General features: G+C 74.1%; 20 protein-coding genes. 2 read left to right on the top strand and 18 right to left on the bottom strand.

Translation table 11 applies throughout. The annotated features are described in order from the left end of the window. Positions 1-60: 60 nt before the first annotated feature. A complete protein-coding gene (locus tag LPA42_RS12790; protein ID WP_077939789.1) occupies positions 61-783 on the bottom strand; it encodes an ABC transporter ATP-binding protein in 723 nt (240 codons plus the stop codon). Continuing rightward, positions 780-1634, bottom strand: a complete 855-nt coding sequence (locus LPA42_RS12785) for an ABC transporter permease (RefSeq protein ID WP_198956743.1) — start codon at positions 1632-1634, stop codon at positions 780-782. Before LPA42_RS12785 ends, LPA42_RS12790 begins: the two co-directional genes overlap by 4 nt. A gap of 345 nt (positions 1635-1979) precedes the next feature. On the opposite strand from LPA42_RS12785, the gene LPA42_RS12780 reads away from it, so the two are divergent. After that, positions 1980-2702 carry a hypothetical protein gene (locus LPA42_RS12780; RefSeq protein WP_077939788.1) on the top strand — a complete coding sequence of 241 codons (723 nt, stop codon included), beginning with the start codon at positions 1980-1982 and terminating at the stop codon, positions 2700-2702. Between the two features lie 152 nt (positions 2703-2854). Here the strand turns inward: LPA42_RS12780 and LPA42_RS12775 are convergent, their stop codons facing one another. The 3 genes from LPA42_RS12775 to LPA42_RS12765 form a co-directional block, all read right to left on the bottom strand. Further along, positions 2855-3322, bottom strand: coding sequence for a Dps family protein (locus tag LPA42_RS12775; RefSeq protein WP_077939787.1), 468 nt, complete (start codon positions 3320-3322; stop codon positions 2855-2857). 75 nt (positions 3323-3397) lie between these two features. Beyond that, on the bottom strand, positions 3398-4231 hold the full coding sequence (locus LPA42_RS12770; protein WP_077939786.1) for an alpha/beta fold hydrolase: 834 nt from the start codon (positions 4229-4231) through the stop codon (positions 3398-3400). Between the two features lie 129 nt (positions 4232-4360). Beyond that, entirely contained in the window at positions 4361-4960 is a 600-nt protein-coding gene (locus tag LPA42_RS12765; RefSeq protein WP_158229493.1) for a DUF5134 domain-containing protein, read from the bottom strand. A 142-nt stretch (positions 4961-5102) separates the two neighbouring features. On the opposite strand from LPA42_RS12765, the gene LPA42_RS12760 reads away from it, so the two are divergent. Beyond that, the gene (locus LPA42_RS12760; RefSeq protein WP_228986570.1) at positions 5103-7427 is read left to right on the top strand and encodes a glycoside hydrolase family 3 N-terminal domain-containing protein; all 2325 of its coding nucleotides are present in this window, start codon (positions 5103-5105) and stop codon (positions 7425-7427) included. Between the two features lie 13 nt (positions 7428-7440). Here LPA42_RS12760 and LPA42_RS12755 read toward each other — a convergent pair whose 3' ends face one another. The 13 genes from LPA42_RS12755 to LPA42_RS12695 are packed head-to-tail and all read right to left on the bottom strand — an operon-like array spanning position 7441 to position 20907. After that, entirely contained in the window at positions 7441-8295 is an 855-nt protein-coding gene (locus LPA42_RS12755; protein ID WP_077939784.1) for a CoA ester lyase, read from the bottom strand. A gap of 4 nt (positions 8296-8299) precedes the next feature. Next, positions 8300-9763 (bottom strand): dihydroorotase family protein, encoded by a 1464-nt coding sequence (locus tag LPA42_RS12750; protein ID WP_077939783.1) that lies wholly within the window; start codon positions 9761-9763, stop codon positions 8300-8302. Further along, positions 9760-11208, bottom strand: a complete 1449-nt coding sequence (locus tag LPA42_RS12745) for an MmgE/PrpD family protein (protein WP_228986569.1) — start codon at positions 11206-11208, stop codon at positions 9760-9762. Before LPA42_RS12745 ends, LPA42_RS12750 begins: the two co-directional genes overlap by 4 nt. After that, positions 11201-12040 carry a cyclase family protein gene (locus tag LPA42_RS12740; RefSeq protein ID WP_077939782.1) on the bottom strand — a complete coding sequence of 280 codons (840 nt, stop codon included), beginning with the start codon at positions 12038-12040 and terminating at the stop codon, positions 11201-11203. The genes LPA42_RS12745 and LPA42_RS12740 overlap by 8 nt, the downstream gene beginning before the upstream one ends. A gap of 33 nt (positions 12041-12073) precedes the next feature. Next, positions 12074-13288, bottom strand: a complete 1215-nt coding sequence (locus tag LPA42_RS12735; protein ID WP_228986568.1) for a CaiB/BaiF CoA-transferase family protein — start codon at positions 13286-13288, stop codon at positions 12074-12076. Between the two features lie 5 nt (positions 13289-13293). Continuing rightward, positions 13294-14106 (bottom strand): IclR family transcriptional regulator, encoded by an 813-nt coding sequence (locus LPA42_RS12730; RefSeq protein ID WP_077939778.1) that lies wholly within the window; start codon positions 14104-14106, stop codon positions 13294-13296. A gap of 46 nt (positions 14107-14152) precedes the next feature. After that, positions 14153-15133 carry an EamA family transporter gene (locus LPA42_RS12725; protein WP_077939777.1) on the bottom strand — a complete coding sequence of 327 codons (981 nt, stop codon included), beginning with the start codon at positions 15131-15133 and terminating at the stop codon, positions 14153-14155. Positions 15134-15142: 9 nt separating this feature from the next. Next, positions 15143-15967: an alpha/beta fold hydrolase gene (locus tag LPA42_RS12720; RefSeq protein WP_077939776.1), complete on the bottom strand. Its 825-nt coding sequence runs from the start codon at positions 15965-15967 to the stop codon at positions 15143-15145. Then, positions 15964-17328: a M20/M25/M40 family metallo-hydrolase gene (locus LPA42_RS12715; RefSeq protein WP_077939775.1), complete on the bottom strand. Its 1365-nt coding sequence runs from the start codon at positions 17326-17328 to the stop codon at positions 15964-15966. Before LPA42_RS12715 ends, LPA42_RS12720 begins: the two co-directional genes overlap by 4 nt. Before the next feature lie 17 nt (positions 17329-17345). Next, on the bottom strand, positions 17346-18086 hold the full coding sequence (locus tag LPA42_RS12710) for an SDR family NAD(P)-dependent oxidoreductase (protein ID WP_077939774.1): 741 nt from the start codon (positions 18084-18086) through the stop codon (positions 17346-17348). Next, the gene (locus tag LPA42_RS12705) at positions 18083-18931 is read right to left on the bottom strand and encodes an ABC transporter permease (RefSeq protein ID WP_077939773.1); all 849 of its coding nucleotides are present in this window, start codon (positions 18929-18931) and stop codon (positions 18083-18085) included. Before LPA42_RS12705 ends, LPA42_RS12710 begins: the two co-directional genes overlap by 4 nt. Positions 18932-18943: 12 nt before the next feature. Continuing rightward, positions 18944-19768, bottom strand: coding sequence for an ABC transporter ATP-binding protein (locus LPA42_RS12700; protein WP_176734254.1), 825 nt, complete (start codon positions 19766-19768; stop codon positions 18944-18946). A gap of 26 nt (positions 19769-19794) precedes the next feature. Further along, positions 19795-20907: an ABC transporter substrate-binding protein gene (locus tag LPA42_RS12695; protein WP_077939772.1), complete on the bottom strand. Its 1113-nt coding sequence runs from the start codon at positions 20905-20907 to the stop codon at positions 19795-19797. Positions 20908-20952 lie beyond the last annotated feature (45 nt).

Genomic DNA, 20952 nt, shown 5'->3' with positions numbered 1-20952 from the left:
GGTGCCCGGCCCGAGGGGTGAGGGCGGCGGGCCGGTGGCCGCGCCGGGGATGGGGCGGGCTCAGGTGAGGGCGGCGACGATGCGGCGGTGCACGTCGAACAGTTCGGGGTCCTCGGGGCTGCGGGGGCGCGGGCGGTCGATGCGGTACTCCCGCACCACCTCGGCGGGGCGTCCGCCGAGGACCACCACCCGGTCGGCGAGGAAGGCCGCCTCCAGCGCGTTGTGGGTGACCAGCAGGCCGGTGCGCGGGGTGCGCAGCCAGAGCTGTTGCAGCAGCAGCCGCAGGCGGCGGGCGGTCAGCTCGTCCAGCGCGCTGAACGGCTCGTCGAGCAGCAGCACCTCCGGGCGTACGACGAACGCGCGGGCCACGGCGACGCGCTGGCGCTGCCCGCCGGAGAGCACCGACGGGTACGACCGGGCGTACTCGGTCAGGCCGACGGCGGCGAGGATCGGGGCGACCTCGGCGGCGTCGACGCCGGCCGCGGTCGCGGCGAGCCGCACGTTGGTCTCGACGGAGGTCCAGTCCAGCAGGCGGGGCTGCTGGAACACCATGCCGAGGCGGGGCCGCCCGCCGCCGGTGGAGACGGTGCCCGCATCGGGGCGTTCCAGGCCGGCGATCAGGTGCATCAGGGTCGTCTTGCCGGTGCCGGAGCCGCCGACGACGGCGACCAGCTCGTCGGGCGCGAGGGTGAGGGAGAAGTCGCGGAAGATCTGCTGCCGCTCGCCGGTGCGCCGGTTGGTGAACGCCTTGTCGACGCCGTCGAGGCTGATCCGCACGCTCATCGCAGCGCCACCCGCCGCCAGCGCACCGCGCGCCGTTCCAGGGTCTGCAGCAGCCCGTACTCGATGGCGGCCATGACCAGCGCGAAGGCGACGGTCCAGGCGAGCACGCCGGCCACGTTGTGCTGGGAGAACTCCAGGTTGAGCTGGTAGCCGACGCCGTCGGCGAGGCCGAAGATCTCCACCAGCACGATGACCTTCCAGGCCATCGCGATGCCCAGCCGCGCCCCGGTGAACAGGTCGGGGACGATGGCGGGCAGCCACACGTACCGCAGCCGGGTCAGCGCGTCGAGGCGGTAGACGTGCGCCATCTCGCCCAGCGCCGGGTCGACCGAGCGGACGCCCTGCGCGACGTTGATGGTCAGCGCGGGGGCCGCCGCGAGCGCCACGGTGAGGATCGGGTTGAGCAGGCTCACCCCGAACCAGATCACGCACAGCAGGGCCTTGACCAGGCCGGGGGTGGCCAGTCCGATGAGGACGGCGGGCTCCAGGAAGCGGCGCAGCCACTCGCTGCGGCCCATCGCGATGCCGGCGGCGACGGAGACGACGAACGCCGCCGCGAAGCCCAACGCGACGCGGGTGAGGGTGACCCGGACGTTGTCCCACAGCGCGCCGCTGGCGGCGATGTCGACCAGGTTGCGGGCGACGTCGCCGAGGCCGGGGATCAGCGCGCTGCCGGAGGCGTCGGCCATGAGCTGCCAGCCGGCCGCGAGCAGGCCGACGAGCAGCAGCGCGGGCAGCGGCCGGGTGAGGCGTCCCACGACGTCGGCGGCGGGCGGGCGGCCCGGCGGGGCGGGCGACCGCCCGCCGCCGAGCGCGACCTCCTCGGCGACGACAGGGTGCGTGACGGTCATCGACATCCCATCTTTCGGTACGCGGGCCGCGTCGTCCTCGACCGCGGCAGGTCATTGACCAGTGCGTACGCACCGATCTTCGATTCCCTATCCTGCCGATAGGATTAGTAGGGTAGCAAGACGCGTCTCACCCATCGGGACAGCGGGTGTCGGGTAGCCGACAGCGTGTGAGCCGTGACCGTCCGTCAACCGCGCGCCCTCGCCGCGCCGGCTCGCCCCCGCCCGGAGCTGCGCCCCCACCCGACTTCCGTAGGGGGTCCCCTGAAGAGGGTCCGGGGCGGCCGGCCCACCGGTCCCGGGTTTTCTCCCCTGGCCGGGCGAGCGGCCCGCTGCGAGCGTGGGCCCATGGCTTCACTCTCCGTACGGCGCTGGCGTCAGCTCGCGCTGTGGCTGCACGTGACGACGTCGGTGGGCTGGATGGCGCAGGCCCTCGCCCTCTGCGTGCTGCTCACCACCAGCCTCACCACGCCCGACCGGGACGTGGCCGTCGCCGCCACGTCCATGGCGCAGGTGCTCGACGGACGCCTGCTCGCGCCGCTGGCCAACGCCTCGGCGTTCACCGGGTTCATGCTCGCCGCCGCCACCGGTTGGGGTTTCTTCCGCTACCGCTGGGTGCTGGTGAAGTTCGTGATCACCCTGGTCCAGCTCCACCTCGGGATCTTCGTCCTCGGCTCGGCACTGGCCGACTCGGCGGCGGCGGCCACCACCGGCGCGCGGGGTCCCGCCGTGCCGCTGGCCGTCGGCTCGGCGCTGATGGCCGGCGCCATCGCCTTCCAGGCCTGGGTGTCCGTGGCCAAGCCCTGGTCGACGACCCGCTGGATGCCGGCGGACCGGCGGCAGGTCGCCGGGACCGCGCCGCGCTGGGTCTTCGTGGCCACCGTCGTCGGCGTGGCCGCCGACCTCACCGTCGCCGCGCTGCTCGGCCACCCGGCGCCGCTGATCTCCCTGATCATCCTCGGCACGTGGCTGGTGCTGCGGCGACGCCAGACCCACGCCGCCCGCCCCGGCGCGACCGCGCACCCCGACGCCGCGCCGACGCCGACGCGGGCTGGCGCGGGCCGGAGGTAGGAGATCTTGGAAGCAATGGGCCCCTCTGGGGGCCGAAATCTTCCAAGATTCACCCCGGTTTCCGCGCGCGCAGAACCGCCCCAGCCCAGCCGACGAGGACTGACGACGACCGCGCCCGCCCCCGGGAGCGGAGGCGGGCGCGGCGGGTGGGGTCAGCGCTGGGCGCGGAACAGCCAGTGCTGCTGCTCCACGGCGGCGGTGGCCCCGATGAGCAGGTCCTGCGAGATCGGGTCGCTGGTCGCGGTGTCGGCCACCGCCTGACGCAACGTGCGGATCAGGGCGAACAGCGCGTCGACCACGACCTCGACGGCGGTGCCCTCCTCGACGTCGCCGTGGTCGAGGGTCGGCAGCATCGACTGGGCGGCGACCGTCGCGGCCCGCCCGTCGGGGTTGAACCCGACGGCGGCGGCCCGCTCGGCCACCTCGTCGGCGTACCGGCGGGCGAGGTCGGCCAGCTCGTCGAGTTGCAGGTGCAGGCTGCGGAAGTGGGGACCGACCAGGTTCCAGTGCGCCTGCTTGGCCAGCATCCCCAGGTTGATCAGGTCGGCCAGCGCCTGCTGCAGCGCCTCGCCGGTGGTCTTGCGGTCCGTGGAGTCGAGGATGCCGTCGACAACGGCCATGGTTGTTCTCCGTTCAGGTGAGTGGGGCGGCGCACGCGCCGTGCGCCGGCACCACCGTGGGCGAGGCCGGACCGCTCACGCGGCGATGAAGTCGAGCAGGTAGCGGTTGACCAGCTCCGGGTGCGTCCAGGCGATGTTGTGCGGGCCGCCCGGGATCACCTCGTAGCGCAGGTCGGCGATCAGCTCCGGCAGCCGGTTGGCGGTGGCGTCGATCGGCAGGATCCGGTCGGCGTCGCCGTGCAGCAGCAGCGTCGGCACGTCGATCTTGCCGAGGTCGGCGCGGAAGTCGGTCAGCCAGGTGTCGACGCAGGCGTACGCGGCGTACGCCGACGCGCCGACCGCGGTGATGAAGCTGTTCTGCCAGGCCTCGTCGCTGATCCGGGTGCCGCCCAGCACGTCGACGTTGTAGAAGTTGTCGAGGAAGCTCTTGAAGTACGCGGGCCGGTCGGCCACCACCGCCGCCTTGATGTCGGCGAAGACCTGCGCGTCGACGCCCTCGGGGTTGTCGTCGGTCTTGAGCAGGAACGGCGGCACCGCGCCCATCAGCACCGCCTTGCGCACCCGGCCCGAACCGTAGGTGCCGAGGTAGCGGGTCACCTCGCCGGTGCCCATCGAGAAGCCGACCAGCACGACGTCGCGCAGGTCCAGGTGCTCCAGCAGGGTGTGCAGGTCGGCGGTGAAAGTGTCGTAGTCGTAGCCGACGGTCGGCTGGCTCGACTTGCCGAACCCGCGCCGGTCGTACGTGATCACCCGGTAGCCGGCCGCGAGCAGCTCCCGCGACTGCTTCTCCCAGGACGCCCCGTCGAGCGGGTAGCCGTGGATGAGCACGACGGGCGCGCCGGTGCCGTGGTCCTCGTAGTAGATGTCGATGTCGCCGCTGTTCTCTTCGCCGACCGTGACGTAGGGCATGTGCCGCTCCTGGTGCTGAGTGGGAACCGTGGGTCCGTCGACGCCCCCGTCGCGCCGTGCGTGACCTGCCGTCGAGTCAACCGGCGCGGCGCGGCCCACACCACGAAGAAGACACGCAGAACTGCACGCCTACACCGTCGCCAGCAGCATGAGGCCCATCACCACGCCCATCGTGGCGTGGCAGAGGCCCTCGGCCCGCGCCCCGGCCACCCCCGGTCGGCCGGCGGGCACGTGGTCGCGCCAGGCCGGGGTCAGGCGTACGCCCCGGGCCGCCCACCAGCCCGCGGCGAGCAGCAGGTACCCGCCCAGGGCCAGGCTGACCAGCGGCGGCCACCAGCCCGCCGACGTGGCCGCGCCGTGCTGGCCGTGCGGCCCGGCGTGGCCGCCCGGCAGGCCGGTCATCCACACCATCGCCGCCGAGGTGAGGGCGAAGTATCCGGTGGCCGCCCGCGAGCCGAGTGCCGCCGGGCGGCGTGCGGTCAGCGCCGCGAACCAGACCCCGGCCGGCACGAACAGGACGAGCCACACCGCCTGCGGCACCCCGAGCGCCCACACCATCGCGGTCATCGCCACGCCCATGAGCAGGTGCACGCCCTCGGCGATCCGGCACCGGGCGGCCCGACCCGATCCCGCCCGCGCGGACGCCGGGCCCAGGAACCGGAACCCGTGGTAGGACGTCACGGCCATCAGGGCCAGCGTCATCGGCCATTGCAGCGCCGGGAACACCATGGGCTTGCTCCCCTCGTCCGACCGGTCCGGGCCCGTGGGCAGGCGGTCAGGGCCGACGGTAGTCGGCGCGGGAGCCGGCGTCTGTGCGCGAAGTTGCCCTCTGCGTCCACACGGGACCGGCCGAGGTGTGTACGGTCGGGCGGTGACCGCGTCCCGGAGCATCGCAGACCCGATCAGCGACGACCTGCCCCACCTGGACCCGACCCGGCCGACCGCGCAGCGGGTGGCCCACCTGCTCGGGCGGATGAGCCTGGCGGAGAAGGTCGGCCAGATGATGCAGCTCGACTCCCACGGCGACCTGGCCGACCACATCCTGGGCAGGCACGTCGGGTCCATCCTGCACACCTCCCCCGCGCGGGTGGTCGAGGCGCACGAGCTGACCGCGCGCACCCGGCTGCGCATCCCGCTGCTGGTCGGCGAGGACTGCATCCACGGGCACTCGTTCTTCCCCGGCGCGACGATCTTCCCCACCCAGCTCGGCATGGCCGCCACCTGGTCGCCGGAGCTCGTCGAGCGGGTCGGGCGCGTCACCGCCGTCGAGGTGGCCCCGACCGGCGTGCACTGGACCTTCTCCCCCGTGCTGTGCATCGCCCGGGACCTGCGCTGGGGCCGGGTCGACGAGACGTTCGGCGAGGACCCGTTCCTGATCGGTGAGCTGGCCGCCGCGATGGTGCGCGGCTACCAGGGCGAGGACCTGGCCGACCCGACCGCCGTCCTGGCCACCGCCAAGCACTTCGCCGGCTACTCCGAGACCCAGGGCGGCCGGGACGCCACCGAGGCGGACCTGTCGCGGCGCAAGCTGCGCGCGTGGTTCCTGCCGCCGTTCGAGCGGGTGGCGCGCGAGGGGTGCCGCACGTTCATGCTCGGCTACCAGAGCACCGACGGCGTGCCGATCACCGTCAACGACTGGCTCCTGACCGACGTGCTGCGCGGCGAGTGGGGCTGGACGGGCATGCTCGTCACCGACTGGGACAACGTGGGCCGGATGGTCTGGGAGCAGCGGGTGCAGCCCGACCACGCGCACGCCGCCGCCGCGGCCGTCCGCGCCGGCAACAACATGATCATGACCACCCCGCAGTTCTTCCAGGGCGCCCAGGACGCGGTCGCGCGGGGCCTGCTGGTCGAGTCGGACCTCGACGACGCCGTCTCCCGCATCCTGGCCCTGAAGTTCGAGCTGGGCCTGTTCGAGGACCCCCGCCGGCCCGACGTCGCCCGGCAACGCGCGGTGATCGGCAGCGCGCCGCACGCCGCGCTCAACCTGGAGGTCGCCCGCCGGTCGCTGGTGCTGCTGCGCAACGACGGAGTGCTCCCGCTCGCGGGCGGGTTCGCGGCCGACGACGCCGGGCGCGCCCGGGGCGACGGCGGCCCGCCGCGCACGGTCGCGGTTGTCGGCCCGCTCGCCGACGACGCGCAGACCCAGCTCGGCGACTGGGCCGGCTCCTCCGGGCAGGCCGACTGGATGCGCGACGGCCAGCCCCGCGACATGATCACCACGGTCCTCGACGGGCTGCGCGCCCACGTGCCCGCCGGCTGGGCGGTCACCCACGCGCGCGGCGCCGACATCCTCACCATGGCCCCCGACCCCGAGGGGGCGCTGTTCCCCGACGGCCAGCCCCGCCCGCAGGTCGTCCTGCCCTGCCCGCCGGACACGGCGCTGATCGCCGAGGCGGTCGCCGCCGCCGAGGGGGCCGACTACGTCGTCGCGGTCGTCGGCGACCGCATCGAGCTGGTCGGCGAGGGGTGCAGCACCGCGACGCTCAACCTGGTCGGCGGGCAGATCGCCCTGCTGGACGCCCTCGCCGCGACCGGCACGCCGATGGTCGTCGTGCTGCTCGCGTCCAAGCCGCTGGTGCTGCCCGACTCGGCGCTCGACGCCGCCGCCCTGCTCTGGGTGGCCAACCCGGGCATGCGGGGCGGCCGGGCGATCGCCGAGCTGCTGCTCGGCCTCGTCGAGCCCGCCGGGCGGCTGCCCATCTCGTTCGCCCGGCACGTCGGGCAGCAGCCCACCTACTACAACCAGATCCGTGGCCAGCACGGCTCCCGCTACGCCGACCTGACCCAGCGCCCCGCCTTCGCCTTCGGCGACGGCCTGTCGTACACGACCGTCGAGTACGCCGACCTGCGGGTCGCCCCGGGCGACCTCGCGCCGACGGACACCGTCCGCGCCGAGGTCACCGTCCGCAACACCGGGACCCGGCCGGTCCTGGAGACCGTCCAGGCGTACGTCAGCGACGACGTCACCTCCGTGAGCTGGGCGGACAAGGAGCTGAAGGCGTTCCGGCAGGTGGAGCTGGAGCCCGGGCGGAGCGCCACGGTGCGGATCGACGTCCCCGTCGCCGACTGCGCCATCGTCGACGGCCGGGGCGTGCGGGTGGTCGAGCCCGGCGACTTCACGCTGCTCGTCGGCCCGTCGTCGCGGGACGAGACGCTGCTGCGGGCCCCGTTCACCGTGCGGCCGGCGGGCTGAGGCCGGGGGCGGTTCAGCCGGCGTGCCGCTCGGCGCGGCGCAGCACCTCCGTGGCCGCGCGGATCACCGCCCGGTCCAGCAGCCTGCCGTGGGCGTCGGTCGCCACGCCGGAGCCGTCGCGGGCGGCCCGGTCCAGCGCGTCGACCACCTCCCGGGCGGCGGCCACCTCCGCCGGGCCGGGCGTGAAGACGGCGTTGATGGTCGCGAGCTGGCCGGGGTGGATGGCGCTGCGCGCCCGGAAGCCCTGGCGCAGCAGCGTCCGCGTGCCGGCCTCCAGCCGGTCCGGGTCGCGCAGCGTCGTCTCGACGGGGCCGACCGGCGCGACGATCCGCGCCCCGGCGGAGGCGACCACGACCTGCGAGCGGATCGGGCCGAGTTCGGCCCGGTCCGGCCCCGGTTGCAGGCCCAGTTCCCCCGCCAGGTCCGCCTCGCCGAGCCCGAGCCGCAGCACCCTCGGCGCGGCGGCGACCTGCGGGCAGGTGAGGATCCCCCGGGCGGTCTCGATCAGGGCAACGACCGCGAAGGTGGCCTCGGCCAGCCCGAGCCGGCGTTCCGCCCCGGCCAGCGCCCGGTCGACCTCGGCCAGCAGCTCCGGTTCCGCCTTCGGCACCCACACCCCGGCCGCCGCCGCGGAAAGCACCGCGACGTCCGCGTCGACCTGGTCGCTGTTGATCCGTACCCAGGTCTCGGTGGTGGCCGGGGCGGCCAGCGCGGCGGCGACCGCGCGGCGGGCCTCGGCCTTGCGGGCCGGGGTGACGGCGTCCTCCAGGTCGAGCACGAGCGCGTCGGCGCCCCGGCCGGGGGCCTTGCGCAGCAGTTCCTCCCGGTCCCCGGGGACGTAGAGGTAGCTGCGGGCGACAGCTGCCACGGCGCTACCGCCCGGCCCGGGGCACGTAGCGACCCTGGGGGCTGCCGGTGACCTTGCCGTCGACGAGGACGTGCTCGCCCCGGACGAAGGTGTCGGTGACCCGGGCGGTCAGCTCGAAGCCCTCGAACGGCGTGTACTCCTGGGTGGACTCGGAGTCCGCGGCCCGTACCGTCCAGGTGTGGTCGGTGTCGACCAGGCAGAGGTCGGCGTCGTAGCCCTCGGCGACGGCGCCCTTGCCGGCCAGGCCGAAGCGGCGGGCCGGGTTCCACGAGGTCAGCTCCGCGACCCGCGACAGCGGAAGGCCCCGGCGGCGGCCCTCGGTGAGCAGGCCGGGCAGCAGATACTCGGCCCCGCCAAAGCCGGACTTGGCGACGAAGACGTCGTCGCGGGGCTCGCCGAACTTGACCTCGTCCTTGCAGCAGGCGTGGTCGCTGACCACCCAGTCGACGTGCCCGTCGAGGAGGTGGGCCCAGAGCGCCTCGACGTCGGCGCGCGGGCGCAGCGGCGGGTTCACCTTGCCGCCGAGGCCGTGCGCGGTGGTGATGTCGGCCAGCAGGTGCCCGATGGTCACCTCGCGGCGGAAGTCGATGTGCGGGAACGCCTCGGCCATCCGCAGGGCCGCGTCGAGCGCCTTGGCCGAGGACAGGTGCAGCAGGTTGATGGTGGGCAGGCCGGTCTCGTGGGCCAGGTACGAGGCGATGGAGACGGCGAGCCCCTCGGAGTGCGGCGGCCGGGAGGCGTGGTACGCCTCCAGCCCGCGCAGCCGGCCCTCCTGCTCCACCTGTCGGGTGTAGGCGCTCATGATCTCGGCGGTCTCGCAGTGCAGCGACAGGGAGATCTGGTCGGCCAGCTCGGGGAAGCGTTCCCGGGCCGCCTGCACGCCGCGCATCACGAACTCGAAGTGGGCGTAGTCGTAGCGTTCGCCCTCGGGGATCATCAGGAACGAGTTCTGGTCGGCCGAGCGGCCGTGCAGGCCGTGCCCGCCGTAGAACATGAAGATCTTGAAGGAGGTCACCCCGAACCGGTCGACCAGGTCGGGCAGCTCGTCGATGTGCTCGCGCATCATCGGGGCCAGGTGGAAGCCGTAGTCGATGTGGGAGCGCCCGGCGCTGGCGGCGAGCACGTCGGGGAAGAAGTCCTCGTACCGGCCGCCCCGGTTGAGGTAGTACTGCCCGGTGCGCATGTAGGTCAGGGCGGTGGTGACGCCGCCCTGGGCGCTGGCGCGGCTCTCCGAGGCGGTGTCCTCGGCGAGCGGGTTGTAGATGCCCCAGTGCTGGTGGGCGTCGACGACGCCGGGGAAGGCGAGCTTCCCCTGCCCGTCGTGCACGGTCGCGGCGTCGGCCGGGTCGAGGCCCGGCGCGACGCGGGTGACCGTGCCCGCGGTGACGCCGATGTCCACCGTCTCGGTGTCGGGCCGGTCGTGCCGGACCAGGCGCACGTTGCGCAGCAGCAGGTCGAAGGTGGTCATGCGCTCACTCCTGTCGGGTGTCGGGTGTCGGGTGCCGCGGCGGCGGCGAGCAGGTCGGCCAGTCGTCGCACGTCGGTGGCGGTGTCGAGGGCGGCGATCTCCCGCTCGACGGCCCCGGCGACGTCGGCGGGCAGCCGGCCGGCGACGTTGTGCCGGAACTTCAGGGCCAGCTCGGCGGTGGTCAGCGGGCGGGCCGGCCCGCCCCGGTTGGCCAGGACCTCCTCGGTCCACTCCCGGCCGTCGCGGGTGACCACGCGCAGCACGGCCGGGAACTGGTGCGGGAAGATCGCGTCGCAGCGCTCGTCGGGCACCACGTCGACGCGCGCCATCACGGCCCGGCGGGACTCCTCGACGGCGAGGGCGTCGGTGAAGTCGTCCGGGCCGACGCCGAGCACCCCGCCGCCGTGCAGGCCGGCGGCGACCGCGTACGGGCCGCTGAACTGGGCCTCGTAGCCGGTGGTGGGGCGGCGCTTGCGGTCGATGGGCTGCCCGATGGTGCGGATGACCGGGGTGGGCACGCCGAGGGTGACCGACTCGACGTCGGGCGGGCGTACGCCGCGTCGCCGCAGCGCCAGGGCCGCGTCGATGGCCGCGTGGGTGAAGTGGTTGGCCGGGTAGGGCTTGAAGAAGATGTCCGGCACGGCCCAGTCGACGCCCAGCCCCGCGGTGATCTCCGCCGGGTCGTACTCGCCGCGCAGGAACGCCTCGAAGAAACCGAACCGGCCCTCCAGGACGGTGGGCGGGCCGGTGATGCCGTGCCGGGCCAGGGCCGCCGCGCTCACCGCCGAGTGCGCCGCCCAGCCGCAGTGGATCCGCTTGACGGTGCCGCCGGTGCGGTTGGCCTCGATCAGCCCGGCCGCCATGGAGGCGGCCACGCCCAGCGCGTCGAGGGTGCGCCCGGCGTCCAGCCCGAACAGCCGGGCGGCGGCGACCGCCCCGCCGAGGGTGCCGCAGATGGAGGTGGCGTGCTGGCCGTGCTCGAAGAAGACCGAGTTGCCGGCGGCGCGGTCGTAGCCGGCCATGCCGAGCCGCACGCACACCTCCAGGCCCACCGCGACGGCGGCGACGGTCTCCCGGCCGGACGCGCCGGTGAGTTCGGCGGCGGCGAGCGCGGCAGGCACCACCGACGCGCTCGGGTGCAGCACCGACGGCAGGTGGGTGTCGTCGTAGTCCAGCGAGTGCGCGAGCACCCCGTTGGCGAACGCGGCCAGCGCGGCGGGCACCGGGCCGGCCACCCCGATCGCCCGGGCCTGCCCCCGCCCGCCCTGGTCGCGGACGTACGCCAGGGCGGCCCGGCTGCTCGGCAGGTCGACGGCGGCCACGCAGAGCCCGACGACGTCGAGCACCCGCTGGCGGACGCTGTCGACGACGGCGGCGGGCAGCGCGGCGGCGGGCGTGTCGGCGGCGAACGCGGCCAGGGCCCGCCCGAGGGTCGGCTCAGCCACGGCCGACCACCGCCAGCGGGCGCACCGGCGAGCCGGTGGCCCCGTACAGGGGCAGCGGGGCCAGCACGAAGGTGAACTCGTGCACCGCGTCGCGGGCGAGTTCCTCCAGCGCCATCGCCTCGATCAGGTAGACGCCGTGCTCGACCAGGAGGATCCGGTGCGCGGGCAGGCTGCTGTGCCCCTGGCCGGGGCGCAGGCACTCGAAGGCGATGGTGTCGGCCCCGGCGGCGTGCACGCCGTGCGCGGCGAGCCACCGCGCCCCGTCGGCACCCACGCCCGGCACGCCGGAGTCGTGGCCGACGTAGCGGGTGCGGTCGGGGTCGTCGAAGTGCCGGCCCCAGCCGCTGCGGATCAGCACCACGTCGCCGGGCTCCACGGGGGTGCCCTGCCGGTCGACGGCGGCGTCCAGGTCGGCCGGGGTGATCTCGTAGCCGGCCGGGCAGTCGGGCCGACCGAGGGCGGCGGGGACGTCGAGCAGGACGCCCCGGCGGACCATCGGCGCGACGGTGTGCACGCCGAGTTCGGTGAACCGCCCGCCGGACTGGGCGGCGGCGGCGTCCGCGCCGCCGTGCAGCAGCCCGTCGTGGGAGACGTGGGCGAGGGCATCGACGTGCGTGCCGACGTGGGTGCCCATCACCAGCAGGTCGTTGGCCGCCGAGCCGCCGTCGGCGCGGACCATGTCACCGTGCCGGCGCGGCATGGTCAGCCAGAACGGCGGGTGGTTCGGCGACTGGGGCATGCCGATCGAGAGCAGCCGGCCGAGGTCGTAGATCTCGACTCCGGCGCGGACGGCGTCGAGCAGCCGGTCGGCGTGGCGGGCGGTGGTCGTCACGGTTCCTCACGTTTCAGCGGTTCGGCCACGCCGTCAGGCGACGATGTGGCGGGCTCGGAGATCGGCGATCTCGGCCGGGTCGCAGCCGAGTTCGTCGATCAGCAGGGATTCGGTGTCGGCCCCGAGGGCGCGCCCGGTGAAGCGGATCCGTCCGGGGGTCGCGGACATCCGCCACATCACGTTGTGCATCCGCACCGGCCCGAGGTCGGCGTCGTCGACGGTGGTGAGCATCTCCGTGGCCCGCACGTGCGGGTCCTCGGCGATGTCGCGGGCGCTGTAGACGGGGGCGACGGCCGCGCCGGCCTCGGCGAACGCGCGGCTGACCTCGTCGCGGGTGCGCTGGGCGATCCACCCGCCGACGTACCCGTCGAGTTCGTCGGCGTGCCCGGCGCGGCCGGCGCCGGTGCGGAACCAGGGCTCGTCGATGACCTCGGGGTGGCCCACCAGGCGCAGCACCCGTTCGGCGATGGCCTGGGCGCTGGTGGAGACGGCGACCCACGCCCCGTCGCTGGTGCGGTAGGTGTTGCGGGGCGCGTTGTTGACCGACCGGTTGCCGTTGCGCTGCTCGACGACGCCGAGCTGGTCGTAGACGGTCGGGCCGGGACCGACCGCCGTCATGATCGGCTCCAGCAGGCTCAGGTCGACGACCTGACCCTCGCCGGTGCGGTCGCGGTGGCGCAGCGCCATCAGCACCGCCGAGGAGGCGGCGATGCCGCAGATGCTGTCGGCCAGGCCGAACGCGGGCAGGGTGGGCGGGCCGTCGGCGGCGCCGGTGAGGTGGGCGAAGCCGCTCATCGCCTCGGCGAGGGTGCCGAAGCCGGCGCGGGAGGCGTACGGGCCGGTCTGGCCGAAGCCGGTGATCCGGGCGATGACCAGGCCGGGGTTGACCGCGTGCAGCTGCGCCGGGCCGATCCCCCAGCGCTCCAGGGTGCCGGGGCGGAAGTTCTCCACGAGCACGTCGGCCCGGGCGGCCAGGCGCAGCAGCAGCGCCGCGCCCTCCGGGGCGGACAGGCTCAGCCCGATCGTGCGCTTGTTGCGGGAGATCTCCTTCCACCACAGCGGGTGGCCGTCCTTGGCCTTGCCGTGCCCGCGCATGCTGTCCCCGGCGGTCGGGTGCTCGATCTTCACGACGTCGGCGCCGAAGTCGCCGAGGATCTGGCAGCACAGCGGCCCGGCGAGGATCGTGGAGGCGTCCAGCACGCGCAGCCCGGCGAGCGGGCCGTCGGCGGGCGTGGTCGGTGTGGTCACGGCGGTCACCCCTCTGCCCGGTCGGCCGGCGGGTGGTAGCCCAGCTCGGCGGAGATGTCGGCGGCTGCGGCGGCCACCAGCGCCCCGTGGTCGGCGCAGACCTGCCGGGTGAACCGGTCCTGCGGCCCGCACAGGGAGATGGAGCCGAAGACCTGGCCGGTGCCGTACCGGATGGCGGCGGCGACGCTGCCCGCGCCGTTCTGCCGCTCCCCGATGCTCACCGCGTAGCCCTGCCGGCGGATGTGGGCCAGCTCGTCGCGCAGCACGGCCGGATCGGTGATGGTCGAGGGGGTGACCCGCTCCAGCGGCTGGGCCAGGTACTCGTCGAGCTCCACGGCGGGCAGCGCCGCGAGGATGGCCTTGGACGACGAGCCGGAGTGCAGCGGGTGGCTGGTGCCCAGGGACACCGACATGCGGACCTCGTGCGGGGAGAGCACCTGGTCGATGTAGACCCGGATCGAGCCCTGCCGCACCGACAGGGTGGCGGTCTCGCCGGTGCGACGGACCAGCCGGACCAGGTACCGGCGGGCGATCTCCGGGACGTCCAGCGCGCGCAGGGCGGCCAGGCCCACCGCGAGCGCCCCGGCGCCGAGCCGGTAGCGCTTGGTGTCCTCGTCGAAGTCGAGGAATTCGTCGGCGGCCAGCTCCTTCAGGATCCGGTACGCGACCGCCTTCGGCAGCCCCAGCTCGCGGGCGATGGTGGACACCCCGAGGGTCTCCGGTGCCCGGGTGGCGATGATGTTGATGACGTCGAGGGCCCGGCCGAGGCCGGAGCGGACCCGCCGGTCATCGGGTGCGGCGAGGGGGGTGGTGGTCATGTCTGTCCTCACTGTGGGCGGACGCGGGCGGAAGGGTCACCGCCGGTCACGGTGGTGTCGCGGGGGTGCCCGGCGGCAATCCTCGCAACTGCCGCTGCCGTTCCACGGCGACGACGAGCGCCACCGAGGCGAGCACGACGGCACCGGCGAGCACCTGCCGGCCGGTGAGCCGCTCGTCGAGCACCACCATGCCCAGCAGCACCGCGATCACCGGGTTCACGTAGGCGTACGTGGCCACGAGTTGCAGGGGCGCGCGGCGCAGCAGCCAGGTGTAGACGCTGAACCCGACGACGGTGCAGACCAGCATCAGGTAGGTCCAGGCGACCCAGGAACGGCCGGTGACCTCGGCCAGGCGCAGGCGATGCCACTCGCCGGCGGGCAGGGCGGCCACCGCCACGGCCGCGCCGCCGGCGAGCATCTGCCAGCCGGTGCCGACCAGGTGGTCGGCCGGGGCGGGCAGCCGTTGGGTCAGCGTCGAGCCGGCCGCCCAGACCATGGTGGACGCCACGATGGTGGCGATCCCGGCCAGGTGCAGGCGCTGGTCACCGGCGAGCACCAGCAGGGCCAGCCCGGCGAGTCCGCCGAGGACCCCCACCACGGCCGCCGGCCGGGGGCGCTGCCCGCCGCCGAGGCGGATCGCCAGCACCCACAGCGGCATCGCGGCGACGAGCAGGGAGGCCAGGCCGGACGACACGTACTGCTGGCCGACGGCGAGCAGGGCACTGCCCGCCCCGACCATGAGGAGGCCGCCGGCCAGCACGCCGGGCCACCGGTCGCGGGGCAGCCGCAGCCGGTCCGCTCCGTTGCGGGCCGCGACCACCGCGAGCACCAGGGCCCCGGCGGCGAGGAACCGGCCGGCGGTGGAGACCATCGGCGGCAGGCTCTCCAGGGCCACCCGGTTGCCCAGGTAGGTGGAGCCCCACAGCAGGTAGACCGCGCCCAGCCCGGCGGCGAGCGCGGCCGGTTCCACCGGTGGTGGGCCCACCACCGGTGGCGCCGCCGCGGCGGCGGGTTCAGCGCCGGACATGGGACCGGGTCACGGGGTCACCGCCGGGGCGTCGAGGTCGCACTGGGCGGCCACGGCGTCGGCGAACGCCTCGGGCTGCTCGTCCGCCACGAAGTCGGTGCCGCCGGGAATGGTGACCAGCGGGGCGTGCGGCAGGGCGGCCCGCACCTGCGGCGTCATCCGGTCGACCAGGTCGTCGGCCCCGTGCAGCAGCACGGTCGGCACCGCCGCCAGGGCGGCCGTGTCCAGCCGGTGGTCGAAGACGGCCCGGTACGCGGTGGCGTAGTCCGGCCCGGTCAGCAGGTACTCGGCGACCTGCCGGTCCGCCTCGTCGGGGCTGAGCCGGGGGTAGAGCCCCCAGACGCGGTCCCAGATCACCCGCAGGTGCGACCCGTCGCGCTCCGGCGTGTAGCCGGGGGCGTACGTCGCCTTCTTCTGGGCGCGTTCGGCGTCGTCGTAGAGCGGCAGCCCCTGCAGGATGAGCCGGCGGACCCGGTGCGGGGCCCGCAGGGCCGCCTCCGCGGCGATCACCGCGCCGGTGTGCTGGCCGAGCAGGTGCACCCGGTCCAGGCCGAGGGCGTCTGCGGTCTGCCAGAGCGCGGCGGCGTACTGCGGGATCGTCCACGGCTGCGGCGGGGCGTCGGACATCCCGAAGCCGGGGGTGTCCACGGCGACGACGCGCAGCCCGCGCCGGGCCAGCGGGGCCAGCGCCACGTCGTAGGTCGCCGACGACAGCGGCGACTGGTGCACGACGAGCAGGGTCGGGTGTCCCGGCGTCCCGGCGTGGCGGTAGTGGACCTGGCCCCAGGGCAGGTCGACGTAGCCGCGCGTGGCGTGGCCCCGCACCCGGGTCACTCGGTCACCGCCAGGGCGGCCATGACCTCGATGACGTGCCTGATGCCGTCGCGGTAGTCGTCGAGGCGGATGTTCTCGTTGGGCCCGTCCACCCCGGAGTCGGCGCGGGACACGCCGACGCCGACGATGGGCCGGGCGGCGAGGGCCCCCTGGTTGCCGATCCACTGGGTGTACGGCTCGATCACGGGTTCGGTGCCGTACGCGCGGCGGGCGGCGTCGGCGACCAGGGCGACGAACGGGTCGCGGTGGTCGGTCATGTTCGGCCGGCTCGTCGCCATCACCTCGATGTCGACGTCGCCGAAGCCGGTGGCGGCGAGGTGGTCGCGGACGGCGGCGAGCACCCGCTGCGGGTCCTGGCCGGGCACCAGCCGGATCTCGACCTTCGCGGCGGCGGTGGCGGGGATGCCGAGGGTGACGTCGTCGCGCATGTCGCCCCCGGCGATGCCGGCGACGGTCAGCGTCGGCACGGTGCGGATCGCCACGGCGGCCTGCCGGTCGTCGAGACCGCCGGTGAAGCCGCGCACGCCGGCCCGCTCGCGCAGGAAGTCGCCGTCGAACTCCACCTCGGCGAGCAGGTCACGCTCGGCGTCGGTGAGCGGGCGGACGTCGTCGGCGAAGCCGGGCACGGTGACCGTGCCGTCGGGGCGCTGCAACTGCGCCAGGGCGGCGGCGAGCCGGGCCGTCGCGGCCGGCAGCAGCGCGGTGTTCTGGCTGGTCAGGTCGCGGGGCAGGGTACGGACGGTGAGCCGCAGGTAGAGCACGCCCTTCTCGGCGAGCTTGAGCAGCGGCCGGTCCTGCCCGTCGCGCCACGAGTTCTCCCACAGCGCCGCGTCGCTGGCCAGCCGGTCGGCGTACGCCGCGCAGAACGAGCCGAGGCCGGGGCTGTGCAGCCACTGCTTGCCCTCGAAGATGAACCGGCTGGTCACCGGCGGGGTCAGGCCCGCCAGCCGCCAGGCGGCCACCGCGTGGATGCGCGACATCAGCGCGCCCTTGTCGTCGGCGACGCCCCGGGCGTAGAGGCGGCCGTCGTGGATCTCGGCCGCGTACGGCGGGCTGATCCAGTCGGCGTCGTCGCCGGCCGGTTCGACCTCGACGTCGTAGTGGGTGAAGTGCAGCAGCCGGCGCTGCCCCGCGCCGGGGATCTCGGCCAGCACGTACGGGTGGGACTGCTCCCACTCGATGATCTCGGCCTGGCCGCCCCAGCGGTGCACGGAGTCGGCGATGAACCGGGCGGTGGCCGCCATCTGGTCGGGCTCCTGCCGGCGGCTGCGGATGCGGCAGAGCTGCTGGAGTTCGGCGACGAACTCGTCGAAGTGGGTGTCCACCGCGGCGAGCGCGGCGGCGGTGTCCGGGTGGGGCATGGGTTCCTCCGCGGGGCTCAGTGGATGGTGACGCCGCCGTCGACGAAGACGGTCTGGCCGGTGACCATCGCGGCGGCGTCGCTGAGCAGGTAGGCGACGGCGTTGGCGACGTCGTCGGGGTGCGCCATCCGGCCGAGCGGGATGGTGGCCAGCTTCTCGGCGAGGTACGCGGCGTCGCCGCGCACGTCGGTGGTCATGTCGGTGGGGACGATGGTCGGGCCGACCGCGTTGACCCGGATGGCGTCGCGCGCCCACTCCAGGGCCAGCACCCGGGTCAGGTGCAGCACCCCGGCCTTGCTGACGCAGTAGCCGACGGTGTTCAGCACGGCGATGTGCCCGTTGGTGGAGCCGAGGTTCACCACGGCGCCCCGGGCGGCGCGCAGCGCCGGGTACGCCGCCTGGCACATCCGGAACGTGCCGGTGAGGTTGACGTCCAGGACGGTGGTGAAGTCCTCCTCGGTCATCGTGGCCGCCGGCCCCCGGCGGACCACGCCGGCGTTGTTGACCAGCAGGTCGAGCCGGCCGTGCCGGTCGAGGACCCCGGCGACCAGGCCCGCGCAGGAGCGCGCCGAGCGGATGTCGACCCGGTGGCGGCTGTGCGGCCCGCCGGGGTCGTCGACGTCGGCCAGGTCGGCGTGGGCGACGACCGCGCCCCGCGCGGCGAGGGTGGCGGCGATCCGCGCGCCGATGCCCCGCGCCGCGCCGGTGACCAGGGCGACCCGGCCGTCGAAGCGGTTGACGTCGCCGGTGCCGGTCATGCGCCGATCACCTTGGTGTCCTCGGCCCAGAAGGCGAGCCGACGCTGCAACAGCCGGATGACGAAGTGCGCGACCAGCCCCATCACCGACAGCACAACCAGCACGGCGAACATGCCGGCGATGTCGAAGTTGTAGTTGGTCTGCAGCAGCAGGTAGCCCAGGCCCTCCTTCGCGCCGATGAACTCGCCGACGACCGCGCCGAGGATGGCGAAGACGATGCCGATGTCCAGGCCGGCGAAGATGAACGGCAGCGCGCTGGGCAGCCGCACCATCCGGAAGATCTGCGCCCGGCTGGCCCCGAAGACGGTGAGCATCTGGATCCGGTCGGCGTCGGCGGCCCGCAGCCCCTCGATGACGTTGACCAGCATCGGGAAGAACGAGATGACGGCGGCCATGACCACCTTGCTGGTGAGCCCGAAGCCGAACCAGAGCACGAACAGCGGCGCGAGGGCGACCTTCGGCACGGTCTGGAACGCCACGATGTACGGCATCAGGGTGGCCTCGACCACCTTGATCTGGGAGATGAAGGTGCCCAGCAGCACGGCCGCGCCGACGCCGATGGCGAAGCCGAGCAGCGCCTCCTGGGTGGTGACCCAGAAGTGGCCCCAGAACTGCTCGTCGGTGAGCTGCCGGTGCAGCGCCTCGACGATCTGGGAGGGGCGGGGCAGCACGTACTCGTCGACGTCCAGCAGCCGGGTGCCGTACTCCCAGGCGAGCACGACCACGACGAAGACCGTGGGGACGAGCCAGAGCTGGGGGCGTTCGCGCAGGTCGACCCGGCGTCGCCGGGTGGCCGTCGGCCCGGGGGCCGGGGCGGTGGTGTCCACTACCTCGGTGTCTGTCATGGCGGCACCTCCTCAGTCGATGACGCCGGCGGCGTTGAAGTGGCGGCGGATGCGGTCGACGTAGACGCCGGCCCGGTCGGAGGACATGACGCCCAGGTCGCGGGGCCGGTCCAGGTCGATGGTGAGGATCTCGGCGATCCGGCCGGGGCGGGGGCTGAGCACCACCACCCGGTCGGAGAGGAAGACCGCCTCCGGGATGGAGTGGGTGACCAGCACCGCGGTCTGTCCGCTCTCCCGCCAGATGCGCAGCAGCTCGACGTTCATGTACTCGCGGGTCATCGCGTCGAGCGCGCCGAACGGCTCGTCCATCAGCAGGACGGCGGGGTCGTGCACCAGCGCACGGCAGATGCCGGCGCGCTGCTGCATGCCGCCGCTGAGCTCGTGCGGATACTTCCGCTCGAAGCCGGTCAGGCCCACCATGTCCAGCAGCTCCTGGGCGCGGGCCCGGTGCCGGGCGGGATCCAGCTTCTGGATCTCCGCCGGCACCATGACGTTGTCGAAGATGGTGCGCCAGGGCAGCAGCGTGGGGGCCTGGAACACCATCCCGACCTCGCGGAGGGGGCGGACCACCTCGGTGCCGGCGATCCGCACCGTGCCGGCCGTCTTCGGGCTCAACCCGGCGAGGATCTTGAGCAGGGTGGTCTTGCCGCAACCCGACGGGCCAACGACCGAGATGAACTCGCCGCGGCGTACGGTCAGGTTGATGTCGTGCAGGGCCTGGGTCGGTGCCGACCGGCGCGGCCGGTACTGCTTGTCCAGCCCGGCGACCTCGATCCAGGAGTCCTCCGACACCGTTGCCGGCTGCTGCGTCCGGCGACCCATCGCCTTGATGGCCATCGAATTCCCTTCCGCGTCCGCTGCCGCTACTTGGCGGGGTAGTTGGCGGCCTTGTCGAGCACCGCGGCCTTGTCGAAGTCGTTGGCCCCGGCGAGCAGGCCCGGCTCCCACACGTCGCCGAGCTGCACGTCCCCGGTGATCTGGCCGGCTTCCTTGGTGTACGCCTGGGTCTTGGTCCACTCCTGGTCGCTGATCGCGCCCCAGTCGCCGAACTGGTCGGGCGTGCCCGACGCCGGGGTGGCGGTCTTCAGCCAGGCGGTGAGGCTGCGGGTGTCGGCCGGCAACTGGTCGGCGGCCTGCTTGCCGGCGAGGATCTGCGGGAACACCTGGTAGCCGATCCGCATGGCGGCCTCCGGGTTCTTCGCGGAGAAGAGCATCGCCTTGTACGCCGCCCGCAGGAACCGGGTGTAGACGTCCTTGTTGTCGTCGAGCTTGCGGGCGCCGACGGCGAAGCTCAGCGACCGGATGCCGTCGAAGGCGTCGGGGTTGTCGAGGTACTTCAGCGTGATCCCGGAGTTCTCGATCACTGCGTACGCCTGCGTGTAGAGGGCCAGCATGTCGACCTTGCCGTCGTTGAGCGCGGCGGCGGCCGGCGCGCCGACGCCGACCGGCAGCAGCTCCACGTCCTTGGCCGGGTCGAGGCCGGCGGCGGCGACGAAGGCCCGGGCGTACGGCGCGGAGCCGGAGGCCAGGCTGATCACGCCGATCTTCTTGCCCTTGAGGTCGGCGCCGCCGGTGAGCGTGCTGTCCGGCTTCACCGCCATCACCCACGGCCAGTTCTGCACCAGGCCGCCGATGGCCTTGACCGGCACGTTCTTCTCGACCGCGCCGAGGATGGAACCGCTGTCGGCGGCGGTCAGGTCGGCGCTGCCCGAGGCGACGGCCTGCAGGGCGGCGACGGAGCCGTCGGTGTTGATCGTCTCGACGGTGAGCTTCTCCTCCGCGAAGTAGCCGAGCTCCTTGGCCACCGCGTAGACGGCCACCTCCTCCTTGGGACCGATGACCGCGGAGGCGATGGCGAAGGTCAGCTTCGCCGGCGCCCCCTCCTCGGCCGCCGCGTCGTCGCCGGAGCCCCCACATCCGGCCAGGGCCAGCGCGGCGACCAACACCGCCGGCAGCACACCCCACTTCTGCTTCATATCGACACCTCGTCCTCAGGGTTCTTTGGGTAGGGAAGATCGGCC

The organism is Micromonospora sp. DH13 (genome assembly GCF_020873825.1).
GTDB lineage: Bacteria > Actinomycetota > Actinomycetes > Mycobacteriales > Micromonosporaceae > Micromonospora > Micromonospora haikouensis.
Note: the sequence above shows the minus strand (reverse complement) of the source record. Positions and strands in the feature narration are given on the sequence as shown.